Origin of the sequence: Pseudoalteromonas sp. A601, from assembly GCF_002165575.1 — a bacterium.
GTDB lineage: Bacteria > Pseudomonadota > Gammaproteobacteria > Enterobacterales > Alteromonadaceae > Pseudoalteromonas.
This window is the reverse complement of the sequence record NZ_MXQF01000010.1, coordinates 109520-133412: the sequence shown is the minus strand read 5'-3', so window position 1 is coordinate 133412 and position 23893 is coordinate 109520. Positions and strand designations below refer to the sequence as shown.

Genomic DNA, 23893 nt, shown 5'->3' with positions numbered 1-23893 from the left:
TATAAAAGGTGATGGACATGGGGTGGTTTAGTAATTCTCAACGGAGCAAATCACAGAGTGATTTAGTTCTAACTGCGTTGAATAAATCGTTAGCTGTTATTGAGTTTGAGCCAAGTGGAAGAATTCTTACAGCAAATAGTAATTTTTTAAATGTTGTGGACTATGGCTTGGCAGATATTCAAGGCCAACATCATTCTATGTTTGTCGAACCGGATGAAGTGGCTAGTAGTGAATATCAGCAATTTTGGCAGCGCTTAAAAGGAGGTGAATTCATTTCTAATGAATTTAAGCGCATTGGAAATAATGGCAAAAAAATATGGATTCAAGCAACGTATAACCCTGTTATTGATTCACAAGGTCAGGTTATAAAAGTTGTGAAATTTGCCACCGATATTAGTGAGCAAAAATCGGCAACGGAAGAAGCAATACGTATTGCTAATCTCGCAAATGCTCTTGAAGTGTGCCAAGCAAATGTGATGATTGCTGATAACGACTTAAAAATAATTTTCGTTAACGAGCAAGTTAAGCAAATGCTGCAAGCACGTGAGAGCCAACTTCAAACAGTACTACCTAGCTTTGCTGTTGAAAACTTAATAGGCACCTGCGTTGATGATTTTCATAAGCAACCGGCGCATCAGCGTCAGTTATTAGCGAGTTTAAATGACCCTTATAAAGCAACATTACGTTTGGCAGGTCTTATTTTTAGTTTAATCGCAACACCTTGGCTGAGTCGTGACGGTGAACGTTTAGGCACAATTGTTGAGTGGCAAGACATTACTGATAGTGTTAATAAAGCAGAAGAAGAAAAGCGAGAAGCTGAAGAAAACCTGCGAGTACGTCGAGCATTGGATCGTGTTGCAACGAATACAATGATTGCAAATGCAGATAATGACATTATTTATATGAATGAATCGGTACTAAATATGATGACGGCAGCTGAAGCTGATATTCGTAAAGATTTGCCTAATTTTAATAGCAGTAAGTTGTTAGGGCAAAATATTGATGTATTTCATAAAAACCCTGCACACCAGCAACATTTATTAAGTAAATTAACGAATATATACAGTACAGAAATTAATGTAGGTGGGCGAACTTTTGGTCTTGTTGCTAACCCAATATTCACACCTGAAAAAGAGCGCATTGGTACAGTTGTTGAGTGGGAAGATCGCACCGATGAAGTCGCTATTGAAAAAGAAATGGCTGATTTAGTTAGTGCTGCAGGTAAAGGTGAGCTGAAAACGCGTGTAAATGAAGCTGGCAAAGAGGGCTTTTATCTTCGCCTAGCGAAAGGCTTAAATAGTTTAGTCAGTATTGTTGATGATGCAGTAACTGACACTGGAATTATGCTGGATGCTATGGCTAATGGTGACTTATCTATTCGGATTGAGAAAGAATACCAAGGCTCATTTGATAAACTAAAAACAGACGCTAATGCAACAGCAGATAAACTCACAGAAGTGATTAATCGGATTAACTCTTCGGCGACTATGGTTGCCAGTGGTGCAGAGGAGATCTCACAAGGTAACGCAGATTTAAGTCAACGAACAGAAGAGCAAGCATCTTCATTAGAGGAAACAGCCTCAAGCATGGAAGAAATGACCAGCACGGTTAGGCAAAATGCCGATAATGCTAAGGTAGCGAACGGTTTGGCAGCGGAGACTCGTGACAAAGCGATGCAAGGTGGCGAAGTTGTAAACAGAGCCGTTGTGAGTATGTCAGCCATTAATGAATCAAGTAAGAAGATTGCTGACATAATAAGTGTGATAGATGAAATTGCATTTCAAACCAATCTACTGGCTCTTAATGCCGCGGTTGAAGCAGCACGAGCAGGAGAACAGGGGCGTGGCTTTGCCGTGGTTGCCGGTGAAGTACGTAACCTTGCTCAGCGCTCGGCTGGTGCGGCAAAAGAAATTAAAGAGTTAATCAGGGATAGTGTTGGTAAAGTGGAAGATGGCACTTTACTGGTTAATGAGTCGGGTGCAACGTTGCAAGATATTGTCAGTTCAGTGCAAAAGGTTACAGAGATGATTTCTGACATCACAGAAGCCTCTGAAGAGCAAAGTGCAGGAATCGAACAGGTAAATAAAGCTATTTCGCAAATGGATGAGATGACTCAGCAAAATGCCGCGTTAGTTGAGCAAGCGTCTGCTGCTGGTGAATCTATGTCGGAGCAGGCGAATGATATGCGTAGGCTGCTGAACTTTTTCTCACTCAGTCAGCAAGAGATGCCCGGTTTAATTGAGTCAACGCCAACCGCAAAAACACCAACACGAGCTAGTCAAAATATTCGCAGCGCTCCTCGCGGCAACGATTTTGCTGACTCTTCCGATGAATGGGAAGAGTTTTAGCTAAAGCTTAAGGGCAGCTCCATAGGTTTTGAGTTGCCGATTTGTTTTAACATTTTTGGCATTTCGAGTGCGCGCAATGAAAGAGTTTTTACTAACGGATAATGATTTTAAAAAAATTGCATCACTGGTTTATGGCGCATGTGGCATCGTACTTGGAGAGCACAAGCGCGAAATGGTTTATTCTCGTCTTGCAAGGCGTATTCGTACTCTGCGGTTAGCCAACTTCAAACAGTATCTAGATTATTTAGACGCTCATAAAGAGCAAGAATTTAGTGATTTTATAAATGCGATTACTACAAATCTAACATCTTTTTTTCGAGAAGCTCACCATTTTGAATATTTAAAGTCGCACATTGTTCCTGCGTTGTTACAAGCTAATAAACAAACAAAGCGAGTAAGAGTGTGGTCTGCTGGATGTTCGAGTGGTGAAGAACCTTACACATTAGCCATGACTTTACATGAGTTATTCCCGAATAATTGGGATGTGAAGATACTCGCCACAGATTTAGATTCAAACGTACTGAAAAAAGCGCAGCTAGGAAGTTATAGCGCAGCGAATGTTAGTGGTCTTGAGCAGCACCATTTAAAGCGCTGGTTTTTAAAAAGTAAAGACGGTGAACTGTTTAAAGTTAAACCTGAGTTGCAACAACACATACATTTCAAGCGATTGAATCTACTACAAGAGTGGCCAATGAAGGGGTCTTTTGATGTAATTTTTTGCCGTAATGTTGTTATCTATTTTGATAAAGAAACCAAAGATCAGCTTTTCCAGCGGTATTGCACTATTTTGGCGCCCTGTGGGCATTTATTTTTAGGCCACTCTGAAAGCATGGGGAAAGAGCATAGTGAGTTTAAAAACTTAGGGAGAACGATTTATCAAAAGGTGATGCATGAAGCAAAGCTTTAAACCTGTATTACCTGGTTTTGAACATGTTAAGCGGTTTTGGGATGCTGGGAAGCAGCATATGATAGTTAAAGTTTTACCGGGCGAGTTCTACGTATCTAAGAATGATGAATTAATTACAACGTTACTTGGTTCGTGTATTGCTGCGTGTATTTATGATGATCGTTTAGGTATAGGAGGTATGAACCATTTTATGTTACCCATGGAAAAAGGAACTGAGTTTACCGGCGCTCACAGCTTAAATTGTCGTTATGGTAATTGGGCTATGGAATTTTTGATAAACGAAGTGATAAAAAATGGTGGGTCTCGACAAAATTTAAAAATAAAGCTGTTTGGTGGTGGGAAAATTATTCGTTCTACAACAGATATTGGATTAGGAAACATTCGCTTTGCTCGCGCATATGCACAAGAGGAAGGGCTTGAGCTTGTGTCGCATGATGTTGGCGGACCTTGGCCAAGAAAGGTGTTATTTAATCCTCAAACAGGTAAGGCACAAGTGAAAAAGTTACGAGAAATGCATAGTGATGCCCTTGAAAAACGTGAAATACGTTACCTGCATGATATCGAAAAACAAGATTCCCAAACAGACATAGAACTATTTTAGGAGGAACTATGATCAAAGTGTTAGTTATTGATGATTCGCCTTTGATCAGGCGCCTGCTGACTGAAGTGTTGAGTCAAGCCAAAGATTTAATGGTTGTCGGTTGCGCAGAAGATCCTTACCAAGCACGTGAAATGATTAAACAACTGAACCCAGATGTGATTACACTTGATATTGAAATGCCGAAAATGGATGGGATCAGCTTTTTAAAAAACTTAATGAGATTGCGGCCAATGCCAGTAGTGATGATTTCAACACTCACAAAAAAAGGCTCGCCAATTACACTCGAAGCTCTAGAGCTCGGGGCTGTGGATTTTATTGCTAAACCGACAGTTAACATATCACAGCAATTTGCCCAATACGCTCAATTAGTGCAGCAAAAAGTACGCACTGCTGCGTCTGCCCGGGTACGTTCGTTTAAGATGAGTCAAGATAAACCTCAGGATGTTGTTAGTATTTCTGAGTTTGATTTAAAAGCCGTGGTAGCTATCGGTGCATCTACTGGTGGGACTGAAGCTATCAAGGAAGTGTTATTAAGGATGCCAAAAAATTGCCCACCCATTGTTATTACCCAACATATTCCTCCAGTATTTAGTAATTCGTTTGCTCAGCGAATGAATCGAACCTGTATGATCAATGTCAAAGAAGCTGAGCACGGTGATAAATTAACGTCAGGCACTGCGTATATAGCACCCGGCGATAAACACTTAAGTGTGATAAAACAAGGAGGAAATTTGTTTTGTGTTTTAGATGAATCTCCACCAGTTAATCGCCATCGGCCTGCTGTCGATACCTTATTTAATTCACTAGTTAATGTATGCCCAAAAAATACCATAGCTGCCTTATTAACAGGTATGGGAAGTGATGGGGCTAAAGGACTATTGGCGTTAAAGTTACAAGGCGCATATACCTTAGCACAAGATGAATTAACATCAGTTGTGTGGGGCATGCCAAAAGCCGCTATAGAATTAAATGCTGCAACAGATATTGTGCCACTAGATAAAGTGGCACATAAATTATTGCAGCGTGCGCAAAAAAATTGATATTAAGATGTTATTTAACAATTACCCAAGGTTGTGAGAACCAATAGTAACTGCCTTTGTGTTTTTTAGATGGCGCAGTGCAGTTAAACCTTGAACGCCCTCGGCTAAGCTTTTTCGAAGAATTAACAACGACAGTGTCATTACTGATCCAGTTTAGTTCTGCTTGGCCAACACCAGAGACATAACACGCCAGTTGGCTTTTGTGAAAATCCCCCATATTAAATGTAATACTAATTTGTGGAGGGTTTTGGTTTGTAACGCTGTCGTTGTAAGTCAGCTCTTTGATTGAAAAAGCCCGTGAGTTTAATTTAGTTATCAAGGTTTCTAGCTTACTGTAGAAACCGGATGCAGGAAAGCGAGGCAGGCGGGTAAAATCGGCATTTGCATCAAGCGCCCCAGAGTGTTGACCAATACCGATAAAGCCAATCTCTTTTATTAATGCTTGTAGTTTATTGTTAAACTCACCATAAGGGTATGCTAGGTATTTGTAATCATGGCCAATTTCTTCTTTTATTCGTTGCTGTGACGATAAAATATCTTGTTTGATACGTGTTTGCCATTGAGCATCACTTTCGTCGTAATATTTTTTGTGTAAATAATCATGCTGAGCACTATGATTGCTGATCAGTGCTCCTTTTTTAGCAAGCTCTCTTAATTTATCCCAACCCATAACATAGCTTTTTCCTTCATCAATAAGTTTAGGGTTAACAAAAATAGTATAAGGAAAATTAAACTTCTCAAGTATAGGTGCTGCTTGTTCATAGTTATTGTTATAACCATCATCGAATGTAATCGCTACCGTTTTATCTGGTAAACTTTGCCCCGCTTGCAGTGCCGTTAATAACTCATTGAGTGGAATTACCTCAAAATCATGTTGCTGCAAATAGCTAAGGTGTTCAGTGAAGGCATTAGCACTGATACTCGTTACTGCAGGTAGTGTTTCGCTAACATGATGGTATTGTAAAATAACTGCACTTTTGGCAGGTAAAGATAACCAAAATAGGATTGGAAAAACACAGTGAAACAATTTCTTAAACGTCATAAGGCACACCATCAAAGCTTGCTGTTGTTAGCGGGTCCGATGATACTATCAAATATAACCGTGCCATTGTTAGGAATTGTTGATACTGCGGTAATTGGTCACCTTGGTAGTGCGCATTATTTAGCTGGGATTGCATTGGGAGCCTCAGTAATTTCGTTATTATTTTGGCTAGCAGGTTTTTTACGCATGAGTACCACTGGGTTGGTCGCGCAAGCATATGGTAAGCAAGATTTAGTTTTATTAGCGGGTTTATTAAAACGCAGTCTAGTATTGGCATTAATTGTCGCTTTCTCGTTATTAGCTTCATCACCCTTTATTAAGGAAGCTATCGCCTATCTGTCGGGTTCAAATAGCGAGGTTTTACAGCAAGCTTACAGTTATTTTGATATTCGAATATTCAGCGCCCCAGCCGCGTTGTGTAACCTAGTGTTATTAGCGTGGATGCTCGGCGTGCATTACGGGCGAGGGCCATTTTACTTATTGTTAGTGACCAATGTTACAAATATTGTATTAGATGTCTATTTTGTGGTCTTTTTAGATTGGCAAGTTGCAGGCGCAGCTTGGGCATCTGTTATTGCAGATTATACAGCACTGGTATTTGCGGTTTGTTTGGTGTTTAAGTTAGCAAAAAAAATGGCCGTGCCTCTATTTCTCGAAAACTGGTTCAGTGCTGCAAAAATGCTGGATTTACTCAGTTTGAATCGTGATATTTTTATTCGCTCACTCATCTTGCAGCTTTGCTTTAGCTTTATGACTTTTTACGGTGCGCGCATTGGAGAGGTCACCCTTGCAGCAAATGCTGTTTTGCTGAATTTTTTAATGTTAGTGAGTTTTGCATTAGATGGCATAGCTTACGCAAGTGAGGCTAAAGTGGGTCACGCTAAAGGGCAAAATAGCGCGCGTAAAATTCATTTATGGGTGAGGGTCAGTTTGTTTTGGGGAGGGATATTTGCGTGTGCATACAGTATTTTCTTTGCTTTGTTCGGTTCGCAAATCATTTCACTATTAACAGATGTTCCTGAAGTTATCACCGCTGCTAATAGGTATCTTCCTTGGTTAATTATATTACCGATTGCTGCAATGAGCTGTTTTTTATTTGACGGTATATTTGTAGGTTTAACGCGCGCAAAAGATATGAGAAATACCATGATTATCTCTGCGGGTGTTGGCTTTTTTGGGGTGTTCTTGTTATTCGAGGGGTGGCAAAACCATGGCCTCTGGCTAGCGATGACTAGCTTTATGTTATTACGTGGCGTGACCTTGATTATACGCTATACACAGTTATATAAAGGAAGACGTTTAACTAAAATGTGAATTAGTAAAAATTAACAGGTACAACCAACTAATTACGTGTGTTAATTTTAGGTTTCGTCTATTCTTTATCCTAATAACAAAAAGATTAAAGAGTAGTGGATGAAAGTTAAGCTATGGGTATTAGCTAGTTTTCTATGTTTCTTTCAGGTTGAAAGTGCTTTTGCGGCGTTTAAGCATTACAGTATCGAAGAGGGCTTGTCGCAAAGTGTGGTATTTAATATAGAGCAAGATCAACTTGGCTTTATGTGGTTTGCCACGCAAGATGGTCTTAATCGGTATGATGGCAACCGTTTTGACGTTTTTAAGGCATCTGCAAAAAATACTAACTCTTTAACTAATAATTATATTTATCCCCTTGCTTTAGATAATCAAAATAAATTATTTATTGGTACACGCCATGGTGGGGTGAATCAACTGAATCTTTATAACTATGAGTTTGCTGCCCCATTTTTAAAAAATAAGCGTATTACCTCAGTACTTCCAATTAAAAGTTGGTTATTTGTTGGCACATTTGATGGGGTTGTCTATCGAATAAGTCGTGATTCCACAAAAATTGAAATAATTGCAGAGCATTTAAAAAAACCAGTTTATGCACTCACAATGATTAATAGTGTTTTATGGATTGGCACTCATGGCAGTGGGCTTTTCCATTATAATTTGCAAACAAATCAGCTTGTTAATAATTACCTACATAACGTTTTTAATAGCCATAAAGTACATCCGAGCATTTTTTCAATTAAGGAGGATGTAGACTCCAATGTATGGCTAGCTACACAAGGAGGAGGCGTTTACAGGATTAATCTAACTGGTAATGAATACATAAACTGGCGTCATGATCCAAATGATCCCTACTCGATATCTAGCAACCAAGTGCGGGATATCGAGTTTGATGATACTGGGCGGGTTTGGTTTGCCACTCGTGGTGGAGGGGTGAGTATTTATGATAAATCACAAAAGCGTTTTACTCATTTAAAGCATGACCCGTTTGACAGATATAGTTTAGCTCATAACAGAGTGTACAGCGTATTTAAGGACCAAACGGGTATTATGTGGTTCGGTACTGCAAATGGAATCAATAAGCTAGATCCCGCATCTTTAAATTTTACAAAGCTAAAAAAGCCAGACCCATTATCGAGTAATGATTCATGGGCACTACATGAGGATCCACAGCAGCGGCTATGGTATGGAAGTTGGGGTGGCGGTATTGACATACTTGATGAGAAATTTAACCGATTACAGCATTTAGATACACAGTCATCACCGTTGGCTTTATCGAGCAATGCTGTCAAAGTAATTACGCAAGATAAGCTTGGCAATACGTGGATCGGTACTTGGGCTGACGGCATAAACGTGATCACCAAACAAGGCGAACTCATTAGGTATAATGTTGATGACGGTAATCATGGCTTGAGTGAAAACAGCATTTATAGCCTGTTGGTCGATAACCGTAATCAAGTATGGGTAGGCACCAATGGGGGGGGGTTGTTTCGATTTGATAGAGAATTGAACTATTTTATTAGCTACGCTAAACCTCAACAAGGCAGTGCTCTATACATCGATGCTCCTCGAGTGACCAGTTTGTATCAAGGCTCAGATGATAACCTGTGGATTGCTACAGACGGCAGTGGCGCGTATAAATTTAATATGCGCTCTGAAAATGTTACTCATTTTAGTAAATTATCGCAGGGTGAAGGCCTCAGCCATAATACGGTACGCGCATTTTTATTGCTTGAAAATAGTGATATGTGGCTTGCTACTTCTAATGGTGTGAATATTATAAAAGCGAAATCCAGTAGAATAATTCACTTAGGTATTGAGGAAGGACTGCCAAATCAGGTGGTGTACGGACTAATATCGCAAGGGCAATATGTTTGGCTAAGCACTAATAATGGTCTAGTAAAAGTGAACACCAAAACACTTAATATGGAACACTTTCAAGCTAAAGACGGCTTACAAGGGAATGAATTTAATGCGGGCGCATATTACAAAACCAGTCAAGATAAAATAATATTTGGTGGTACCCAAGGACTCACTGTTTTTACGCCAGGTACACAAACAACAAAACAGTTATCCGCAAAGCTAGCACTTACGCAATTAAGTTTTGATGATCAGCCGTTACGCAATAGTATTGGTAGTGAGTTAGGTATGCATTATGAGGTTGATAAAAGCCGTCATTTAACTATCCCGTTCTCTGTAAATAGGGTTTCGCTAGGGGTTAATTATCTGCATTATCAAGAGCCCAAAGAAAATAGGTTTCGTTATCGCTTAACGGGCTTTGAGCAACAATGGCGATCCGCAGCAGGTAGTAATATTGCAATTGAATATACCAACTTACCTGCGGGGAAATACAAGTTAGTCGTTGAGGCAACGTCTAATGCTGGCGCAAAAGCCATAACTCCTCTAGTCATAAACTTTCACGTGATAACCCCTTGGTGGCAAACACCAATTTCATATGGTTTATATTTTATCTTATTGATTGGTTTTATCTGGTTGTGTAGTACTTTATGGACACGTCGTTTACGCAGTCAAAAGCACGAGTTAGAGCGCTTTGTTACGTTGCGAACTCAAGAAATAGCAACACAAAAAAGCCTCATAGAGAAGCAGGCTGTTGCCTTGAGCAATACCCTCGAAAATAAAGTGCGCTTTTTTACCCATGCATCACATGAGTTAAGAACCCCGTTAAGCTTACTTGTTGCACCAACTCAAGCATTATTAGCTAATGAGGGGGAGTTGCAAAAACGTGAAGATCTGAACTTAGTTTTACGAAATGCAAAGCGCTTAGAAGGGTTAGTCGATAAATTATTAACTTTAACGCGGTTTGATGAAAGTGGAGATGATGAAGTCAAACAACTTTCTCTATCAGTTATCGCGCGAGAAGTGGCTGAGCAATTTAAAGTACTAGGCAAGCAAAATTTACAATTTGATTATCATATTGAAGAAGCCCTATATATCGACGCGAGCCGTGAGGGATTAATTACTATTTTTAATAACTTATTGAGTAATGCTTTTAAATATACAAAAACAGGGAAAATTGAGTTTAAGGTTTTCGCAAATCATGAACAGGCAGTTATCGAATTTATCGATACAGGTCGAGGCATAGCTGAAGTCGAACTTGATAAGGTTTATGATTTGTTTTATCGCGCTACAGGAAACGTCAATATTGAAGGCAGCGGGGTAGGTTTATCAATTGTGAAAAGGCTTGTTGATAAATACCAAGGGCAAATTGATTTAAAAAGTAAGTTACGTGAAGGCACGCAGTTTACAATTAAGTTTAAGTTAATTACTGCACAAAAACGGGTAAAAGTTGAAAGTAATAAACAAGTGGTTCTCACTCATACGGTGAAAAACAAACATGCTGCAACCGTGATTATTGTGGAAGATAATGATGAATTACGTCATTATCTGAAAACGGAGTTGTTGCAAAAATATAATGTTTTAACGGCTGAAAATGGTGATGTAGCTATGGAGCTTATGTTAAAACATGTACCCGATTTATTAATAACCGATTTAATGATGCCTAAAATGGATGGGTTTGAGTTATTAAAAGCATTGCATGAATCGCGGGTTACTTGTCATATCCCTGCGATTATCTTAACAGCAAAAGGTGACCATGAAAGTAAGTTAAAAGGACTAAACCATTACGCCCTTGATGTTATTACAAAACCTTTCGACCGTGCTGAGTTATTAGTCAAAGTAGACAATTGGATAGCCTGGCTAAACACCTATCATCAAGGAATCAATAACTATAATAAGTTGCCGACAATTGTTGCTAACCGGCCCAATCATGATCCAAAAGATGCGCAGCTATTATCAGATTTGAATGAATTCCTAGCAAACCATTACCAAGATACGCAATTAACTGTGCCGCGCTGTGCTAAAGAGCTGGCTTTAAGTGAGCGACAATTTCAGCGGAAATTAAAAGCGCTAATAAACATATCACCAACAGAATATATCCGTGATTACAGGTTGATCAAAGCGGCTGAGTTATTAAAGCAGGGACGACAAATTAATTTAGTTATAGATGATGTAGGGTTTACGTCTCGTTCTCACTTCTCAAAATCATTTAAAGCTAAGTTTGGTATGACAGCAAAAGAGTTTCAGGTTTCTAATTGATTGAATATTAATGTTTTGTCGTATATGAGAACAATTTGGTCGTAAATGAGAGCTGCTTTTTTATAGTCTTCCCTTATGCTGTTTATTCAGTCTTTAGATATAGGCTGCTTATTTTTTGCAATACTTAGTTTTTTCGTCTTGCTAAGTTAGCGAGTTGTTTTGAGTTTTCTCCTTCGGTGGAGGCTGGAGAGTAGGCCAGCCTCTGCTATTTTTGTTTATTCCTGTCGTTCTCTATTTTGTATAGGCAGTAAAATCACAATCCCTCACAGTGATAAATATTCGCTTTAAGTTATTGAAATTTTAGTTTTTGTCGGATAAGAGTTCATTTTAGGCGTAAATTAACACGTTGTTTTATAGCGTATTCATCTACCATTAATGCAGCTAATTTGCGTTTAAACACGCACATCTACCGATACACGAAATGGAATAAATTGTTACGTTATATGGATGTCTGACTTCCTCATTTTAGGATCGCTTAGCTCAGTATCTTATGTACCGTTGAAAATTTACTCCCCCGTTTATCAATAAATTCACCTAATTTATCAAGCGCGCACTGATGCTCGTCTTAGTAAGCGCTTGATTTGAATTGTAGGTAAATAAGGATAATAAAATGAGTTCTTCAAATAAAATTAAAAGCCTAGGAGCTTCAGCACTACTAATTAGTTCCTTACACCTTGCTGGTTGTGGCGGCGGCGGTGATGGAGATGACAACACTACACCACCTGTGTCGGATAATAATAGCCCTACAGTCAGCATTTCTGGTGAGACAGAAGTAACAGAGGGAAATGAGTTAGCAATTTCAGCTACTGCAAGTGATAGCGATGGCAGCATTTCTAGCTACGCTTGGCAACATGTGTCAGGGCCAGACGTCATATTGACAGGCAGTGACACCGCAAATATTAGTTTTACTGCTCCTGAACTTGAAGATGATGCACAGCTAGTGCTTGAGGTGATTGTAACCGATAACGAAGGTGCAACAACATCAGCTCAAGTGACAATTGAATTAAAGCGTAAGGTACTTACGGTAACTATTACCGGTATTGTGACAGATGAGCCCATTAAAGAATCAAATGTTGCAGTGCTGGTAGGCGATGAAACTTTTGACGTTACTGCTGATGGCGATGGTAAATACAGTGTTGAAATTGAGGTAGATGACTCATTTGCGAATAAGCTTGTACGCTTAGTTGCGTTAGGAAATACCGCAATAAACCCTGAGGTGGAGTTTATTTCGCAGCTAAAATCGGTTGCTACGCTAATGAACCAAGCTGGCGAAGATAGCGAACTAACTAAAGAGGAAAACTTTGGCGTAAACATTACTAACGTAAGCACATCAGAGTTTGCACTTATTAAACGAGGTAATGGCGAGATAGCAGACGAACAGGCACTTGATAACGCTTTATTAGCTGTTGATGCTGATGAAAAGCTTTTATTAGCGGCGTTAATTAAAATTATTGTCGATGAAGATAATTATGAACTGCCTGAAGGGGTTGAGTCGACCCTGGATTTGATTTCAAATGCTGATGACATAGATAACTTCATTAATACAGTAGAAAGCCAAGATCCTGATTTAATAGAGGCCACTAAGAATGACATCAAAGAAGATGGCGAGCTGGTCGACAAAACGGTAAGTGATATGAGCGGTGAATTCATTTTAATGATGCCACAAAACTACCACACATTAACGGCACAGGTGCACTTTTCAAGCGAGAGCAAAGGTTATATCAGTTTCTCAGATGCAGATGCAAACTTTACGTGGCAACAAGCTGGTGAAAAGGTGAGCATGACTTTGGATGAGCCAGTTGGAACATTCTGTCATGTGCAGACATCTGAAAACAATGAGCAGCAAGAAAGCTGTCGTTACCTCGTTGATTTAGACATGACAGTGCTCCTTGAGAATGATGCGAGCAAAACAGTTGAGTTATATAGGAAGTATGAAGATCGTTGGAGTAATACAGGTGATGTACATTTTACATATGAAGTTTCTGATAACTTAAGTTTAATTGAAAAGCAAAAGACAATTGCTGTTACCACCGATGAATTAATTGGCACATGGGTTGTGGATGGTGTAAATGACCTGCAGGGTGGTTGGAATGCTATTGCTTTTGATTTAGAGGCCGCTGGAGTAGGAACGCTCAAAGATAACGACAAAGATCCTGTCAGTATCACTTGGCAAGTAATTGATAATCGCTTAGTCGTTACCAACACAGATGAACAAGCAACACTAGACTATGAATTTTGGTTAATCAAAGATTTACAAGTAGGTTACCAATTTGCTTCATCATTAAATGCTAAAGCAGATGGATCGACACGCACCTCATCTGGCTTAATGGTTAAAGATAATAATTTGGCATTTACAGCTGATGAATTGCTTGGCAAATGGACTATTTTCCTCGGGTATAATTCGCCACAAACAGACTTACACTACGATGTCTATGATGATGGCTTAATGAACTTTAATTTGAACCAAAATTACCGTTCATGGCAGATTAGCAGTGAGGGGGAATTTTTACGATACAATTACTATACTGACAACGGTATTGAGCCAACATGTCCTGAGGGCCAAACGTGTCAAGTATACAGTGAGTTTTCACAACGTTTACTGGCATCAGCTAATGATCAAAACTTTACCTATCGTAAGTATCGCTTCTTCAATATGGATGGTTCAGAGCGTGTTGATGATTATTCATCACATCTACGTAACTTCGCCGTATCGGATAATTATGGTGTTACACGTTTTGCACCCTATTGGATTCAAGGGAACCCAGGCTTTGGCACAAACGGTTACCCAACTAATGTCAATTATATCGAACTGTATACGCCTAATAGTAAGGGGGTAGAGACAATAGCCATCATGACAAACTATGGTGAGCAAGGCGAGCCTATCAGTTACACAATTAGTTTCACTGACTCAGGTTTTTCAGAGTCGTATGATTATAGCTTAGCTTCTGGGAAGCTTTTATATAGTGATCAGCAAATCAAAATAATGGACTTTGATCGTAACTTCCTGACAGTGTGTATTTATGAACAGGGCGGGGTGTGTAATGAGGCAAATACACAAGCTTGGTACTTTGATGAAGCAATGGCTGCAGAAAATGTACAGGTTGTTCGCCCTCAGCCAGTTCACCCCCTTGATGGCGCATGGCAGATTGCTGATGAGCCAGATGTAGTGGTTGTAATTCGTGATGGTAAATGGGTGCATGTTCAAAGCGAAGCTGATGCTGATGTGGATGATGCATTTCCCGGCTTTGAGATTGGTGACTTTACTTGGAATGAAGAAACTGGTGAGTTCGTTGTCACCTTAACCGAAGATACTAATGGTTCATTTGGCTTAGATGAAGATGAAACTATATTGGCAAGTGTTGAAGGCGATACCTTAACCCTGAATATTAACGGTGAAGGGAACTTTGTTTTAACTCGAATTTATGATTCAAGTAATCCGTTAGTGGGTGCTTACTTTGATGGTTCAATTGCTGATGATGACTTTTTCTTGGTGGTATTCAAAGAAGATGGCACCTTTATTGAGCTAGATCATGAGAGTGGGTATGAGCCAGGTATTACTGGTAGTATGTATACAGTTGAAAGCGATGAAAGTGGTGACCCAAGTACTTTAGCTGTGACAGTTGATTACTATATAAATCAACTAGACAGCTTAGCAGACCAAGACCCATACTTTGTTGTGCAACCAAGTGGTAACAAGATTATCTGGCATGATGGCGACGATTTTGGCGTGATGCAACGTGTAACAGAGGTAAGTAGTAATGAACTGCTGTTTACTGAAGCAGACGTTTTAGGCCAGCATATACTTCGCTATCTTACAGATGACGGTACCGGCCAAGTTGATTTAGTAGTCGATATTATGACAGACGATGCGCGCTTTGAAATTAATGGCGAACTTCGAGTGGTTGAATGGTCAATTGAGCTTGGCCAGCTTAAGCTTTATAGCCCATTAGAGCTAGAAGGTGATTCTGCTTATGGAGTCATAATTTCACCAGAGGCGATTATTAATGAAGACGAAGGTTTTGCTGTATCAGTGTTTGGCTTTGAAGCCCCAGATAACCATCCAGATAAAGAAGACCCTGAGCTTTATATTAGTGTAATGGGTAGTATGTTAAAGCAGTAGTTACTATATAACGGAGCCTTACGGCTCCGTTTTACTTTTAAGGAGCTATACAATGTATAAATTGTTATTAGTTTTTTCTCTACTAAGTATCACAGGTTGTGAAACGGTTGATTCAATGCAGCAAGATGTCACTGATTTTAGCAACGACTTATTTGCAACTGCAACTAAAGGCACTAAAGATGATGCTTCAGATGCTTTTTTTAAAGCACAAGAGGCCTACTCTGAAGCCGAAAAAGCGCGCAAGCAAAAAGTGTTACTTAATGCACAGCAGCGAAGCTTATGGGCAGAACTTGAAAGTGACTATCAAAAGTTGGTAGAAAACCCAGACACTGCTGCTGATAAAGAGTCAATTTTCTCTGATGGCACTATAGCTGACAATATCATGACACAAAGCCTAGAGTTTATAGAATTAGCAGCAAAAACAGATTAATTACCAAGATGACTTAAAACTGTGTGGTGATTGTGTTAAAACGATTACATAGATCACTTTTTAGTTACAAGCATGACTGAACTTTACCACTGGTTTGATTTAATCGGCGTAGCCGTGTTTGCGGTGTCGGGCACTTTAATTGCGTATGATAAAAAAATGGATGGCTTTGGTGTAGTGGTACTCGCAACCGTTACCGCTGTTGGCGGCGGCACTCTGCGCGACTTAATTCTAGATGTGCCGGTTTTTTGGTTACATGATCAAAGTTATTTTATCGCTATTTTAGCTGCTATTTTTGTTACTGCGCGATTAATCAATAAGCAAAAGTCTATTCCGCTCTATCATTTACATGTTGCAGATGCGTTTGGTTTAGCATTTTTTGCCGTGATGGGAGCACAAAAAGCATTATTAGCAGGCATGCCTGCTACGACTGCGATTATTATGGGAATAATCACAGGCTGCTTTGGTGGGATGATCCGCGATGTATTAGCAGGTAATATTCCGATGCTTTTAAAAGGCGAGCTGTACGCTATCACCTGCATTGCTGGTGGATTTGTGTATACGCAAAGCATCTCATTTAATGTAATGACAGAAGTTGCTATGGTTTTAGCAATGCTAACGACCTTATTTTTACGCTTAGCAGCCATGAAATGGCAACTAACACTACATATTTTCAAATATCCTGACTAGACTGTAATAAAAGTAATATTACAGGGACAAAGGATGTCATTAGCTCGTATATATTCTCGTGCACAAATAGGGATTCAAGCGCCAGAAGTAATGGTGGAAGTTCACTTAGGTAATGGTTTACCTGCTTTTCATATTGTTGGCCTGCCAGAAGCGTCAGTAAAAGAGGCGAAAGACCGAGTTCGTAGCGCATTAGAAAACTCTCAATTTGGTTTTCCAGATCAAAGGATTACGGTAAACCTCGCTCCAGCAGATTTACCTAAAGACGGTGGCCGATTTGATTTAGCCATAGCCGTGGGTATTTTAGTCGCCTCAGGGCAAGTGGTGTGTAATGAGCTCGAGCGTTATGAATTTTACGGTGAGCTTGCTCTAAATGGGGAAGTGCGTGGTGTGAATGCTATTTTACCGTCGGTATTAGCTGCGAAAGAGCAAGGTCGGTGCTGTTTTTTACCCGCGGTCAATGACAGCTTAGCAAGTTTAGTTAATGGGGTTGCTCGCAAAGCTGTTTATTCAATTCAAGATGTATGGAATGATTTACTTAACCAGCAGCCACTGCCTTTAAACATTGAGTATGCGGAACGTGTTCATAACACGCATTTTATCCATGATTTAAGTGATGTGAAAGGCCAGCCAGGTGCTAAAAGAGTATTAGAGATAGCGGCTGCGGGTGGCCATAATTTACTTTTTTTAGGCCCACCAGGCACTGGAAAGTCAATGCTCGCGCAGCGTATGCCAACTATAATGCCCGGCATGTCTGATGAAGAGGCGCTATCAAGTGCTGCGTTGTACTCTATAATTGGCCAATCTATTGATTTAACAAATTGGCGCAAACGCCCTTTTCGCAGTCCCCATCATACTTGCTCCGCCGTTGCTTTAGTTGGCGGCTCTTCTAATCCTAAGCCCGGTGAAATATCGTTGGCGCATAATGGCGTACTCTTCTTAGATGAGCTTCCTGAGTTTGAGCGAAAGGTGTTGGACTCTTTGCGTGAGCCTATGGAAACCGGTACCGTTACAATCTCAAGAGCAGCCCGACAAATGGAGTTTCCTGCTCAATTTCAACTTATAGCGGCCTTAAACCCGAGCCCCACCGGTTGTCATAATGATAAACGCGCGACGCCAGATCAGGTTATGCGTTATTTATCTAGGGTATCAGGGCCCTTTATTGATCGTATTGATTTGCAAATCGAGTTGCCGCGTCTAAGTAGCAGTCAGCTGCAAAGCACCGAAGAAGAAGAAAGCAGCGAAATTGTGCGTGCCAGGGTAGAAGCAGCCTATAATATTCAATTAGCACGTCAGGGAAAAGTGAATGCTCGACTTAATAACAAGGAAATGAGCGTGCATTGTGCACTGGCCTCAGCCGAATTGCATTTTTTAGCCAAAGCGAGTGAGAAACTATCGCTCTCGCCACGCTCTTATCATCGGGTCATTAAAGTCGCGCGGACGATTAGTGATTTAAAAGGCGCCACAAATATCAGTTTAAATGATTTAAAAGAAGCCCTGAATTACAGGGCTTTTGAGCGCTTAATTAGCCAGTTAACACAATATTGAATAAATACTATATCGACAACATATAGCCTTTACCGCGTACGGTAACAATGCGTTTTTGGTCTTTTTCGTCACTGAGCTTTTTACGTAGTCGGCCAATCAAAACATCAACTGTGCGGTCATTAGGGCTCCAATCTGGTTGGCCTATTTCTTCAGAAATTTTTTCTCTTGAGGTGGCTTTACCCGCATTGGAAATTAAGCAAATAAGTACTTTATGTTCTGCTTCTGTTAGGCGTGATTCAATGCCATTAGTTGTTATTAAAGTACGATTATCTGGATGCAGTTTAAAGTCTGCATATTCAATAAACTCTTCGCTTTCGTCATTATCATTATTGCTTTTTAAGCGCTTATAAAGCGCTCGCATACGTAGCTCAAGTTCTAACAAATCTACGGGTTTGCAAATATAATCATCAGCACCTTGCGCAAGACCTGCGATTCTATCTGCTTGCGAGTCGCGGCTAGATAGCATGATTACACCAATGTTAGTGAGTGTATTCAGTTCTTTTGCTAGATGAAGGCCATCTCGTTCAGGTAAGACTATATCTACAACGGCTAATGAAATAGCATTGCTGGCGTTTTCACGGGATTTAACAATTTCAAGTGCTTGAGCACCAGTTGCATCGTTTTCAATGTGAAACTCAGTTTGAGCAAAGTGATTGATGATGCGTTTAACTAATAATTCGTCATCTTCAACCAGTAAAACGTGAATAGTCATAGTATCTTAATTACTTTCAATAATAACCCTATGTTAGCACTCATTCGTAAAAGGATAGAGTACAGAGAGGGTTTTTTTATAGTTTTTTGCACAAACAAAAGAAAGAAAATGGGTCATTTTCTTTCTTTTGGCTAAACGTTATTTTTCAGGGTATAAATATTGCCACCATTGCGGCTCTTGTTTTAAGTGTTTGTCGAAGTAGGCGAGCATGGTGTTCCACCAATTGAAGCGCTTGTCACGAGCAAATATTTGGTGATCAGCACCTTTATATTCAATAAGGTCGACGTCTTTACCAAGCAGCTTTAATGCTGTATACATATTATGGCTTTCGCCAACAGGTACGTTAGTATCTGAATCGCCGTGTAATAATAGTAAAGGTGTCGTTACTTTATCTGCATGAAACACCGGGCTACGTTGGCTATATAAATCGCTATTGTTCCAAGGGAAGCTATTTTTAGATGCTTCGCCTGAGTATAAATAGCCCCACCAACCTTGGCCCCAGTATGAAGTAATATTTGAGATCCCTGCATGTGCGATAGAGGCACTAAACATATCGGTTTTAGTTGCTAGCAGCATGGTCATAAAGCCACCATATGAGGCGCCTAAATTGCCTAAACGGTTCTTATCAATAAATGAGTAGTGAGCAAGTAAAGCTTGAGTACCTTGCATAATATCGTCGGCGGTGTGCTCGCCCCACGCATTAACATGCTTAGCAGAGAACTCTTGGCCAAAGCCCGTCGCACCTGTGGGCTGCACAACGTAAACAATGTAACCATTTTCTGCCCATAAGTTAAACGGATAACGACCAGTAAAACCACGCGATACCGGTGATGTACCACCATAATAATAAATCAAAGCTGGATGCTTTTTAGATTTATCTAAATTTGTTGGCAGATACACGCGGCCTTTAATTTCTACACCTTGTTGATTGGTAAAGTTAAACTCTTCAAGTGTTGGGATCTTAGTCGCAGCGTAGTTTAGTGGTTTAGAATCCCATAGGGTACTGGCTCTATTTTTGTTTATGTTTAAACGCTTCAACTGTTGTGGTGTTGATGCCGTGGTTCCACTATATAAAATAGCAGGCGAGCGATTTTTTGAAACGCTAAATTGCTCAACTACATCAAGTTTGGTTTTAAGCTTTTTAAAGTGACTTTTACTTATATCAAAAAGGTAAAGCTGTTGCGTATCCTGCTCAGTGACTTTAAGCACGGCATCGCCATTCTCAAGTACCTTTACTTGCCCAATCGCAGGGTTAAATTCTTTACTTAATGCTTCAGCTTGCTTGCCTTGCTGGGTCAATAAATACAGCTGACCGTCGTAGTTATTTGCTAACATGTCAGTTGGAATATTTCGGCCTAGCCCTTCTTTAAAGTCTGGCCCTGCGACAACGTAAATCCCCTTTTTGGTATACTTTGCTTGGTTAAATGTTTTAAATTGGCCTAAAATAGTGTGTTGTGCTGATTTGATATCAGTTTCTAATAACTCTGTTAGCGGATGAGTCGTAGCTTCCATTAAGTGAGCGCTGCGACTAAGCAGTACAGTGCCTTGCTCGCTGTTATAATCTTCAATGCTATGACTGAGCGGCCCTTCGCTAAGTGCTTTACTCAAACCTGAGCTAATATCCAACAAGTATGCTTGCGAAGTTGTACGAGCATATGACCAACGATCTTGTAAGCCACGATAATGCTTTGTGAGACCTGTATCAGCTTCAGGGTATTTAGACCAAGTAAAAAGTAGGCTTGTATTGGTATAAAACTCAAAGCCGCTCGCACCTTTAAGGTTATTCGCAATTACATTTAATGCGAGCGTGTGGCGATTAAGCTTCTTCAATTGGCCATCGATTAAATAAACAATATAATCATTATCAGGGCTCCAAATTACATTACTGGGTTGGCCTGACTCAAAGCGATAAACGACTTTATCATCTTGATTTTTAAGCTCGGTCACTATTTGTGCTTGGTTACCGGTGTGATCACTGTAATGGCGTGTACTGGTAATGTAGTGTTCGCCATCGGGTGACAGTGAAAGCATACTGATGGTAGGTGCATCAAATAATTGCTTCGCAGATAAGCTACTACTTGGTTGTTGGCTAATAGTAATGTTATCAAGCTCTGACTTTGGACTAAAATCAATATCAACGTCATGCCAGTTAGCTACTTGCTCAGCAATGATAACAATTTGATGTTCGCCAGTCGTAAAAGCTAGTTCATAATTGTGCTCTTTAGCGCTTTGCAGTTGACCATTAAGGAAAACCTTAGCTTGCTCTATACCAATAAGTTTTAGTGTGCCTTGGCTGAAACGATCACTTTTAACAGTAAATTTTAGCCCTTGTATACCTGCTAAAGTTAATGCATTTATATCACTTAGCGTTTGCCATTTATATTGCTCACCAAATACGGAAATGCTTTTGCGGTTTGCTTGTAAGCTAGGTAGCAAGTTATCGATAATCGCATCATGGTGCTGCGTTTGGTAGGGCTTTAGCTGCATATGTTCGCCTAGCGGGCCAATAAACGCAATATTACTCTTATCAAAAGAAGAGGCTAGCGCTGAGTTTGCAGTAGCACACAATGCTAATAAGCTAAGTGTTTTTGCAATGTACCGAGGGTATGATTTTGCAAATAAAGTGAAAGTCATAATTAAGCCTGTGAACGATAATTTGGCTAAATATAGCATGTATTGTTAGGATGCTCATTAGTCCAGCTAAGAGGGGAATTTAATGACGTTATTAATTGTTTACATGCTAGCAGCCATAGTCATATCCTTCTTATGCTCGATAATGGAAGCCGTGTTACTGAGTATTACGCCCAGTTATGTTGCTTTATTGCGTAAGCAAAAGCCAAAGCTTGCGAAACGTGTTGAAGCGTTAAAACAGAATATTGACCAGCCATTAGCGGCAATTTTAACTTTAAATACCATAGCGCATACTGCCGGCGCTGCTGGAGTTGGTGCACAGGCTGCAGTGGTTTTTTCAGATGCCGCCGTGGGAATCGCTTCCGCAATAATGACTCTATTGGTATTGGTTCTCTCTGAAATAATTCCAAAAACTTTGGGGGCTAATCATTGGCGGGCATTAACCCCTATAGTCGCAAAGGGGTTAATTTATTTAGTGGTGGTATTAAAACCTTTTGTTTGGTTTGCTGATAAGTTAACTAATTTACTGGGTAGAAATTACGACGAGGCATTTTATATTCGTCAAGAAATTGAAGCGATGGCAGATATTGGTTCAGAATCAGGTGCTCTGCATCAGGAGGAATCTGAAATAATTCGTAGCTTGCTGCATTTTCGCCATGCCAAGCTTGAGTCAATAATGACCCCGCGTACCGTGTTATTTAAGGTACATAAGGACATTACTGTTAATCAGTATTTAGCAGAGCATGGCTCATCTTCATTTTCACGTGTGCTTGTTTATGATAAAAACGGTGATGATATTATCGGCTTTGTACATAAAAACGACATTATGTTGGCTTATCACCGGATTGGGGAAGAATATAAGATAAGTAAGCTCGTCAAACCTATCTATACTGTGCCTGAAACACTTTACGTTCCTACCTTATTTCATACTTTATTAGCTGAACGTACGCATATATGCCTAGTCATTGATGAGTATGGCGAAGTGCAAGGCATTGCTACACTCGAAGACATGATAGAAGCGCTGATGGGGTTAGATATAATCGACGAACATGATCAATCAGCTAATATGCAAATGGTTGCCAAGCAACGTTGGCGCCAGCGTTTAGCTGCGTCTGACAAGTTGCTAAGTGACGACGATGAAAATAAAAATTAGCGTTGGCTACGACTCGATTTATTAGTCATTTGCAGCCATGATTTTGCCCAGCGAGTAAAGTCTTGTTTCGCTTTTGGTCCGCATATTAAAAAACCCTGCATCAAAATAAATTCTTTAAAACGATCGAGATACTCAAGTTCTTCAATGCGTTCTATGCCCTCAGCAACAATCACAATATCTCTTTGAATTGCAATATTAACTAAACTACTGGTAATAACTTGAGAAAACTGGTCTGTGTCTATTTGGCTGATTAATGTACGATCAATTTTAACTTCAGTAAAAGGTAAGGTTTTTAGCTGGTTAACATTAGTAAAACCGATACCAAAATCATCTAAAGAAATATCAAAACCGCGTATTCGTAAGCGGTTTAATGTTTCTAATTGCGCATTGCTACATAGTGCATGTTGCTCGGTTATCTCTAAAATAATTTCATTGGGCGTTAAATTATTAAGTTGTAAGATGAGCGCTAATTTATCAGGGCAGCTTAAATCTTCTAACTGGCAAGGAGATAGGTTAAATGCCAGTTTAAACATGTAACCTAGGCTATTTTTTAGCTCGCTAAAATCCGCTGTTGCTTTTTCAAACAACTGAAAAGTAATAAGGTTTATTAGATCTAATTCTTCAGCAACACAAATAAAACGCTCAGGTAAAATTATATCTCCTTTTTCTGTCATAATTCGTGCAAGTACTTCAACACTTTGTACTTTATTGGTGTGACGATTTACTTTTGGTTGGTAGTAAGGAGTTACTTCATTATGACTAATTGCATGAAGCAATTGTGATTCAGAGATTGGCTCAATTGGTTTTTCTATATGATAAGCTAAATGCTCAAGCTTTTTAAGTAAGGTGTGAACCTGGCTTAGCTGCACTGGTTTTGAAATATTGCCAATTAGATGAGTATTACTTTTTTTCGCTAGGTCAGCGGCTAAATCTATGACTTTAAGATCCATCTCAGAAATAATAACAATCGCGCCTGTGTATTTTATATCACCTAGGAGGCGAATAAGCTCCATGCCATCCATTTCTGGCATATTTAGGTCAGTAAATACAGCATCATATAAAAAAGGGGATTGCTTAACTTTATCAAGCGCTTCTTGAGCACTTAGGCAGGTAGTAACTTGGGGTACTTCAAGTTCATTTAAAATTGCCTCCATAACAACCAAAATCGCTTTGGAGTCATCAACCACCATTATGTTACGCGCTAGTTTTGTCATCTTCATTCCTTGAATAAAAACTCATCAATTATTTAA

15 protein-coding genes are annotated in these 23893 nt (G+C 39.7%); 11 read left to right on the top strand and 4 right to left on the bottom strand.

The window, feature by feature from the left end:
* Positions 1–17 precede the first annotated feature (17 nt).
* The 4 genes from B5G52_RS10430 (at position 18) to B5G52_RS10415 (ending at position 4896) form a co-directional block, all read left to right on the top strand.
* Entirely contained in the window at positions 18–2348 is a 2331-nt protein-coding gene (locus tag B5G52_RS10430; protein WP_087532580.1) for a methyl-accepting chemotaxis protein, read from the top strand.
* A gap of 76 nt (positions 2349–2424) precedes the next feature.
* A complete protein-coding gene (locus B5G52_RS10425) occupies positions 2425–3255 on the top strand; it encodes a protein-glutamate O-methyltransferase CheR (RefSeq protein WP_087532637.1) in 831 nt (276 codons plus the stop codon).
* Entirely contained in the window at positions 3239–3856 is a 618-nt protein-coding gene (cheD, locus tag B5G52_RS10420; protein WP_087532579.1) for a chemoreceptor glutamine deamidase CheD, read from the top strand. Before B5G52_RS10425 ends, cheD begins: the two co-directional genes overlap by 17 nt.
* 8 nt (positions 3857–3864) lie before the next feature.
* Positions 3865–4896 carry a chemotaxis response regulator protein-glutamate methylesterase gene (locus B5G52_RS10415; RefSeq protein ID WP_087532578.1) on the top strand — a complete coding sequence of 344 codons (1032 nt, stop codon included), beginning with the start codon at positions 3865–3867 and terminating at the stop codon, positions 4894–4896.
* Positions 4897–4906: 10 nt separating this feature from the next.
* Here B5G52_RS10415 and B5G52_RS10410 read toward each other — a convergent pair whose 3' ends face one another.
* Entirely contained in the window at positions 4907–5938 is a 1032-nt protein-coding gene (locus B5G52_RS10410) for a polysaccharide deacetylase family protein (protein WP_087532636.1), read from the bottom strand.
* Between B5G52_RS10410 and dinF the strand changes: the two genes are divergently transcribed.
* The 6 genes from dinF to B5G52_RS10380 all read left to right on the top strand — a co-directional run bounded on the left by dinF (position 5915) and on the right by B5G52_RS10380 (position 18147).
* A complete protein-coding gene (gene dinF, locus B5G52_RS10405) occupies positions 5915–7252 on the top strand; it encodes an MATE family efflux transporter DinF (RefSeq protein WP_087532577.1) in 1338 nt (445 codons plus the stop codon). The genes B5G52_RS10410 and dinF overlap by 24 nt on opposite strands.
* Before the next feature lie 99 nt (positions 7253–7351).
* The gene (locus tag B5G52_RS10400; RefSeq protein ID WP_087532576.1) at positions 7352–11365 is read left to right on the top strand and encodes a two-component regulator propeller domain-containing protein; all 4014 of its coding nucleotides are present in this window, start codon (positions 7352–7354) and stop codon (positions 11363–11365) included.
* Positions 11366–11975: 610 nt separating this feature from the next.
* Positions 11976–15485, top strand: a complete 3510-nt coding sequence (locus B5G52_RS10395; RefSeq protein ID WP_087532575.1) for a hypothetical protein — start codon at positions 11976–11978, stop codon at positions 15483–15485.
* A 52-nt stretch (positions 15486–15537) separates the two neighbouring features.
* Positions 15538–15915 carry a hypothetical protein gene (locus tag B5G52_RS10390; RefSeq protein ID WP_087532574.1) on the top strand — a complete coding sequence of 126 codons (378 nt, stop codon included), beginning with the start codon at positions 15538–15540 and terminating at the stop codon, positions 15913–15915.
* A gap of 72 nt (positions 15916–15987) precedes the next feature.
* Complete coding sequence (locus B5G52_RS10385; RefSeq protein ID WP_087532573.1) at positions 15988–16602, top strand: trimeric intracellular cation channel family protein; 615 nt, start codon at positions 15988–15990, stop codon at positions 16600–16602.
* Positions 16603–16635: 33 nt separating this feature from the next.
* Positions 16636–18147 carry a YifB family Mg chelatase-like AAA ATPase gene (locus B5G52_RS10380; RefSeq protein ID WP_087532572.1) on the top strand — a complete coding sequence of 504 codons (1512 nt, stop codon included), beginning with the start codon at positions 16636–16638 and terminating at the stop codon, positions 18145–18147.
* 7 nt (positions 18148–18154) lie between these two features.
* Here B5G52_RS10380 and B5G52_RS10375 read toward each other — a convergent pair whose 3' ends face one another.
* Both B5G52_RS10375 and B5G52_RS10370 read right to left on the bottom strand, forming a co-directional pair.
* Positions 18155–18859 (bottom strand): response regulator transcription factor, encoded by a 705-nt coding sequence (locus tag B5G52_RS10375; protein WP_087532571.1) that lies wholly within the window; start codon positions 18857–18859, stop codon positions 18155–18157.
* A 138-nt stretch (positions 18860–18997) separates the two neighbouring features.
* Positions 18998–21493 (bottom strand): S9 family peptidase, encoded by a 2496-nt coding sequence (locus tag B5G52_RS10370; RefSeq protein ID WP_087532570.1) that lies wholly within the window; start codon positions 21491–21493, stop codon positions 18998–19000.
* 82 nt (positions 21494–21575) lie between these two features.
* Here B5G52_RS10370 and B5G52_RS10365 point away from each other — a divergent pair, with 82 nt between their 5' ends.
* On the top strand, positions 21576–22643 hold the full coding sequence (locus B5G52_RS10365) for a hemolysin family protein (protein ID WP_087532569.1): 1068 nt from the start codon (positions 21576–21578) through the stop codon (positions 22641–22643).
* Here B5G52_RS10365 and B5G52_RS10360 read toward each other — a convergent pair.
* Positions 22640–23857 carry an EAL domain-containing protein gene (locus B5G52_RS10360; RefSeq protein WP_087532568.1) on the bottom strand — a complete coding sequence of 406 codons (1218 nt, stop codon included), beginning with the start codon at positions 23855–23857 and terminating at the stop codon, positions 22640–22642. The genes B5G52_RS10365 and B5G52_RS10360 overlap by 4 nt on opposite strands.
* Positions 23858–23893 lie beyond the last annotated feature (36 nt).

Excerpts from the sequence above, each read along its gene's own strand:
- B5G52_RS10430 (WP_087532580.1), top strand. The coding sequence starts at position 18 with ATGGGGTGGTTTAGTAATTCTCAACGGAGCAAATCACAGAGTGATTTA.
- B5G52_RS10425 (WP_087532637.1), top strand. The coding sequence starts at position 2,425 with ATGAAAGAGTTTTTACTAACGGATAATGATTTTAAAAAAATTGCATCA.
- cheD (WP_087532579.1), top strand. The coding sequence starts at position 3,239 with ATGAAGCAAAGCTTTAAACCTGTATTACCTGGTTTTGAACATGTTAAG.
- B5G52_RS10415 (WP_087532578.1), top strand. The coding sequence starts at position 3,865 with ATGATCAAAGTGTTAGTTATTGATGATTCGCCTTTGATCAGGCGCCTG.
- B5G52_RS10410 (WP_087532636.1), bottom strand. The coding sequence starts at position 5,938 with ATGACGTTTAAGAAATTGTTTCACTGTGTTTTTCCAATCCTATTTTGG.
- B5G52_RS10400 (WP_087532576.1), top strand. The coding sequence starts at position 7,352 with ATGAAAGTTAAGCTATGGGTATTAGCTAGTTTTCTATGTTTCTTTCAG.
- B5G52_RS10395 (WP_087532575.1), top strand. The coding sequence starts at position 11,976 with ATGAGTTCTTCAAATAAAATTAAAAGCCTAGGAGCTTCAGCACTACTA.
- B5G52_RS10390 (WP_087532574.1), top strand. The coding sequence starts at position 15,538 with ATGTATAAATTGTTATTAGTTTTTTCTCTACTAAGTATCACAGGTTGT.
- B5G52_RS10385 (WP_087532573.1), top strand. The coding sequence starts at position 15,988 with ATGACTGAACTTTACCACTGGTTTGATTTAATCGGCGTAGCCGTGTTT.
- B5G52_RS10380 (WP_087532572.1), top strand. The coding sequence starts at position 16,636 with ATGTCATTAGCTCGTATATATTCTCGTGCACAAATAGGGATTCAAGCG.
- B5G52_RS10375 (WP_087532571.1), bottom strand. The coding sequence starts at position 18,859 with ATGACTATTCACGTTTTACTGGTTGAAGATGACGAATTATTAGTTAAA.
- B5G52_RS10370 (WP_087532570.1), bottom strand. The coding sequence starts at position 21,493 with ATGACTTTCACTTTATTTGCAAAATCATACCCTCGGTACATTGCAAAA.
- B5G52_RS10365 (WP_087532569.1), top strand. The coding sequence starts at position 21,576 with ATGACGTTATTAATTGTTTACATGCTAGCAGCCATAGTCATATCCTTC.
- B5G52_RS10360 (WP_087532568.1), bottom strand. The coding sequence starts at position 23,857 with ATGACAAAACTAGCGCGTAACATAATGGTGGTTGATGACTCCAAAGCG.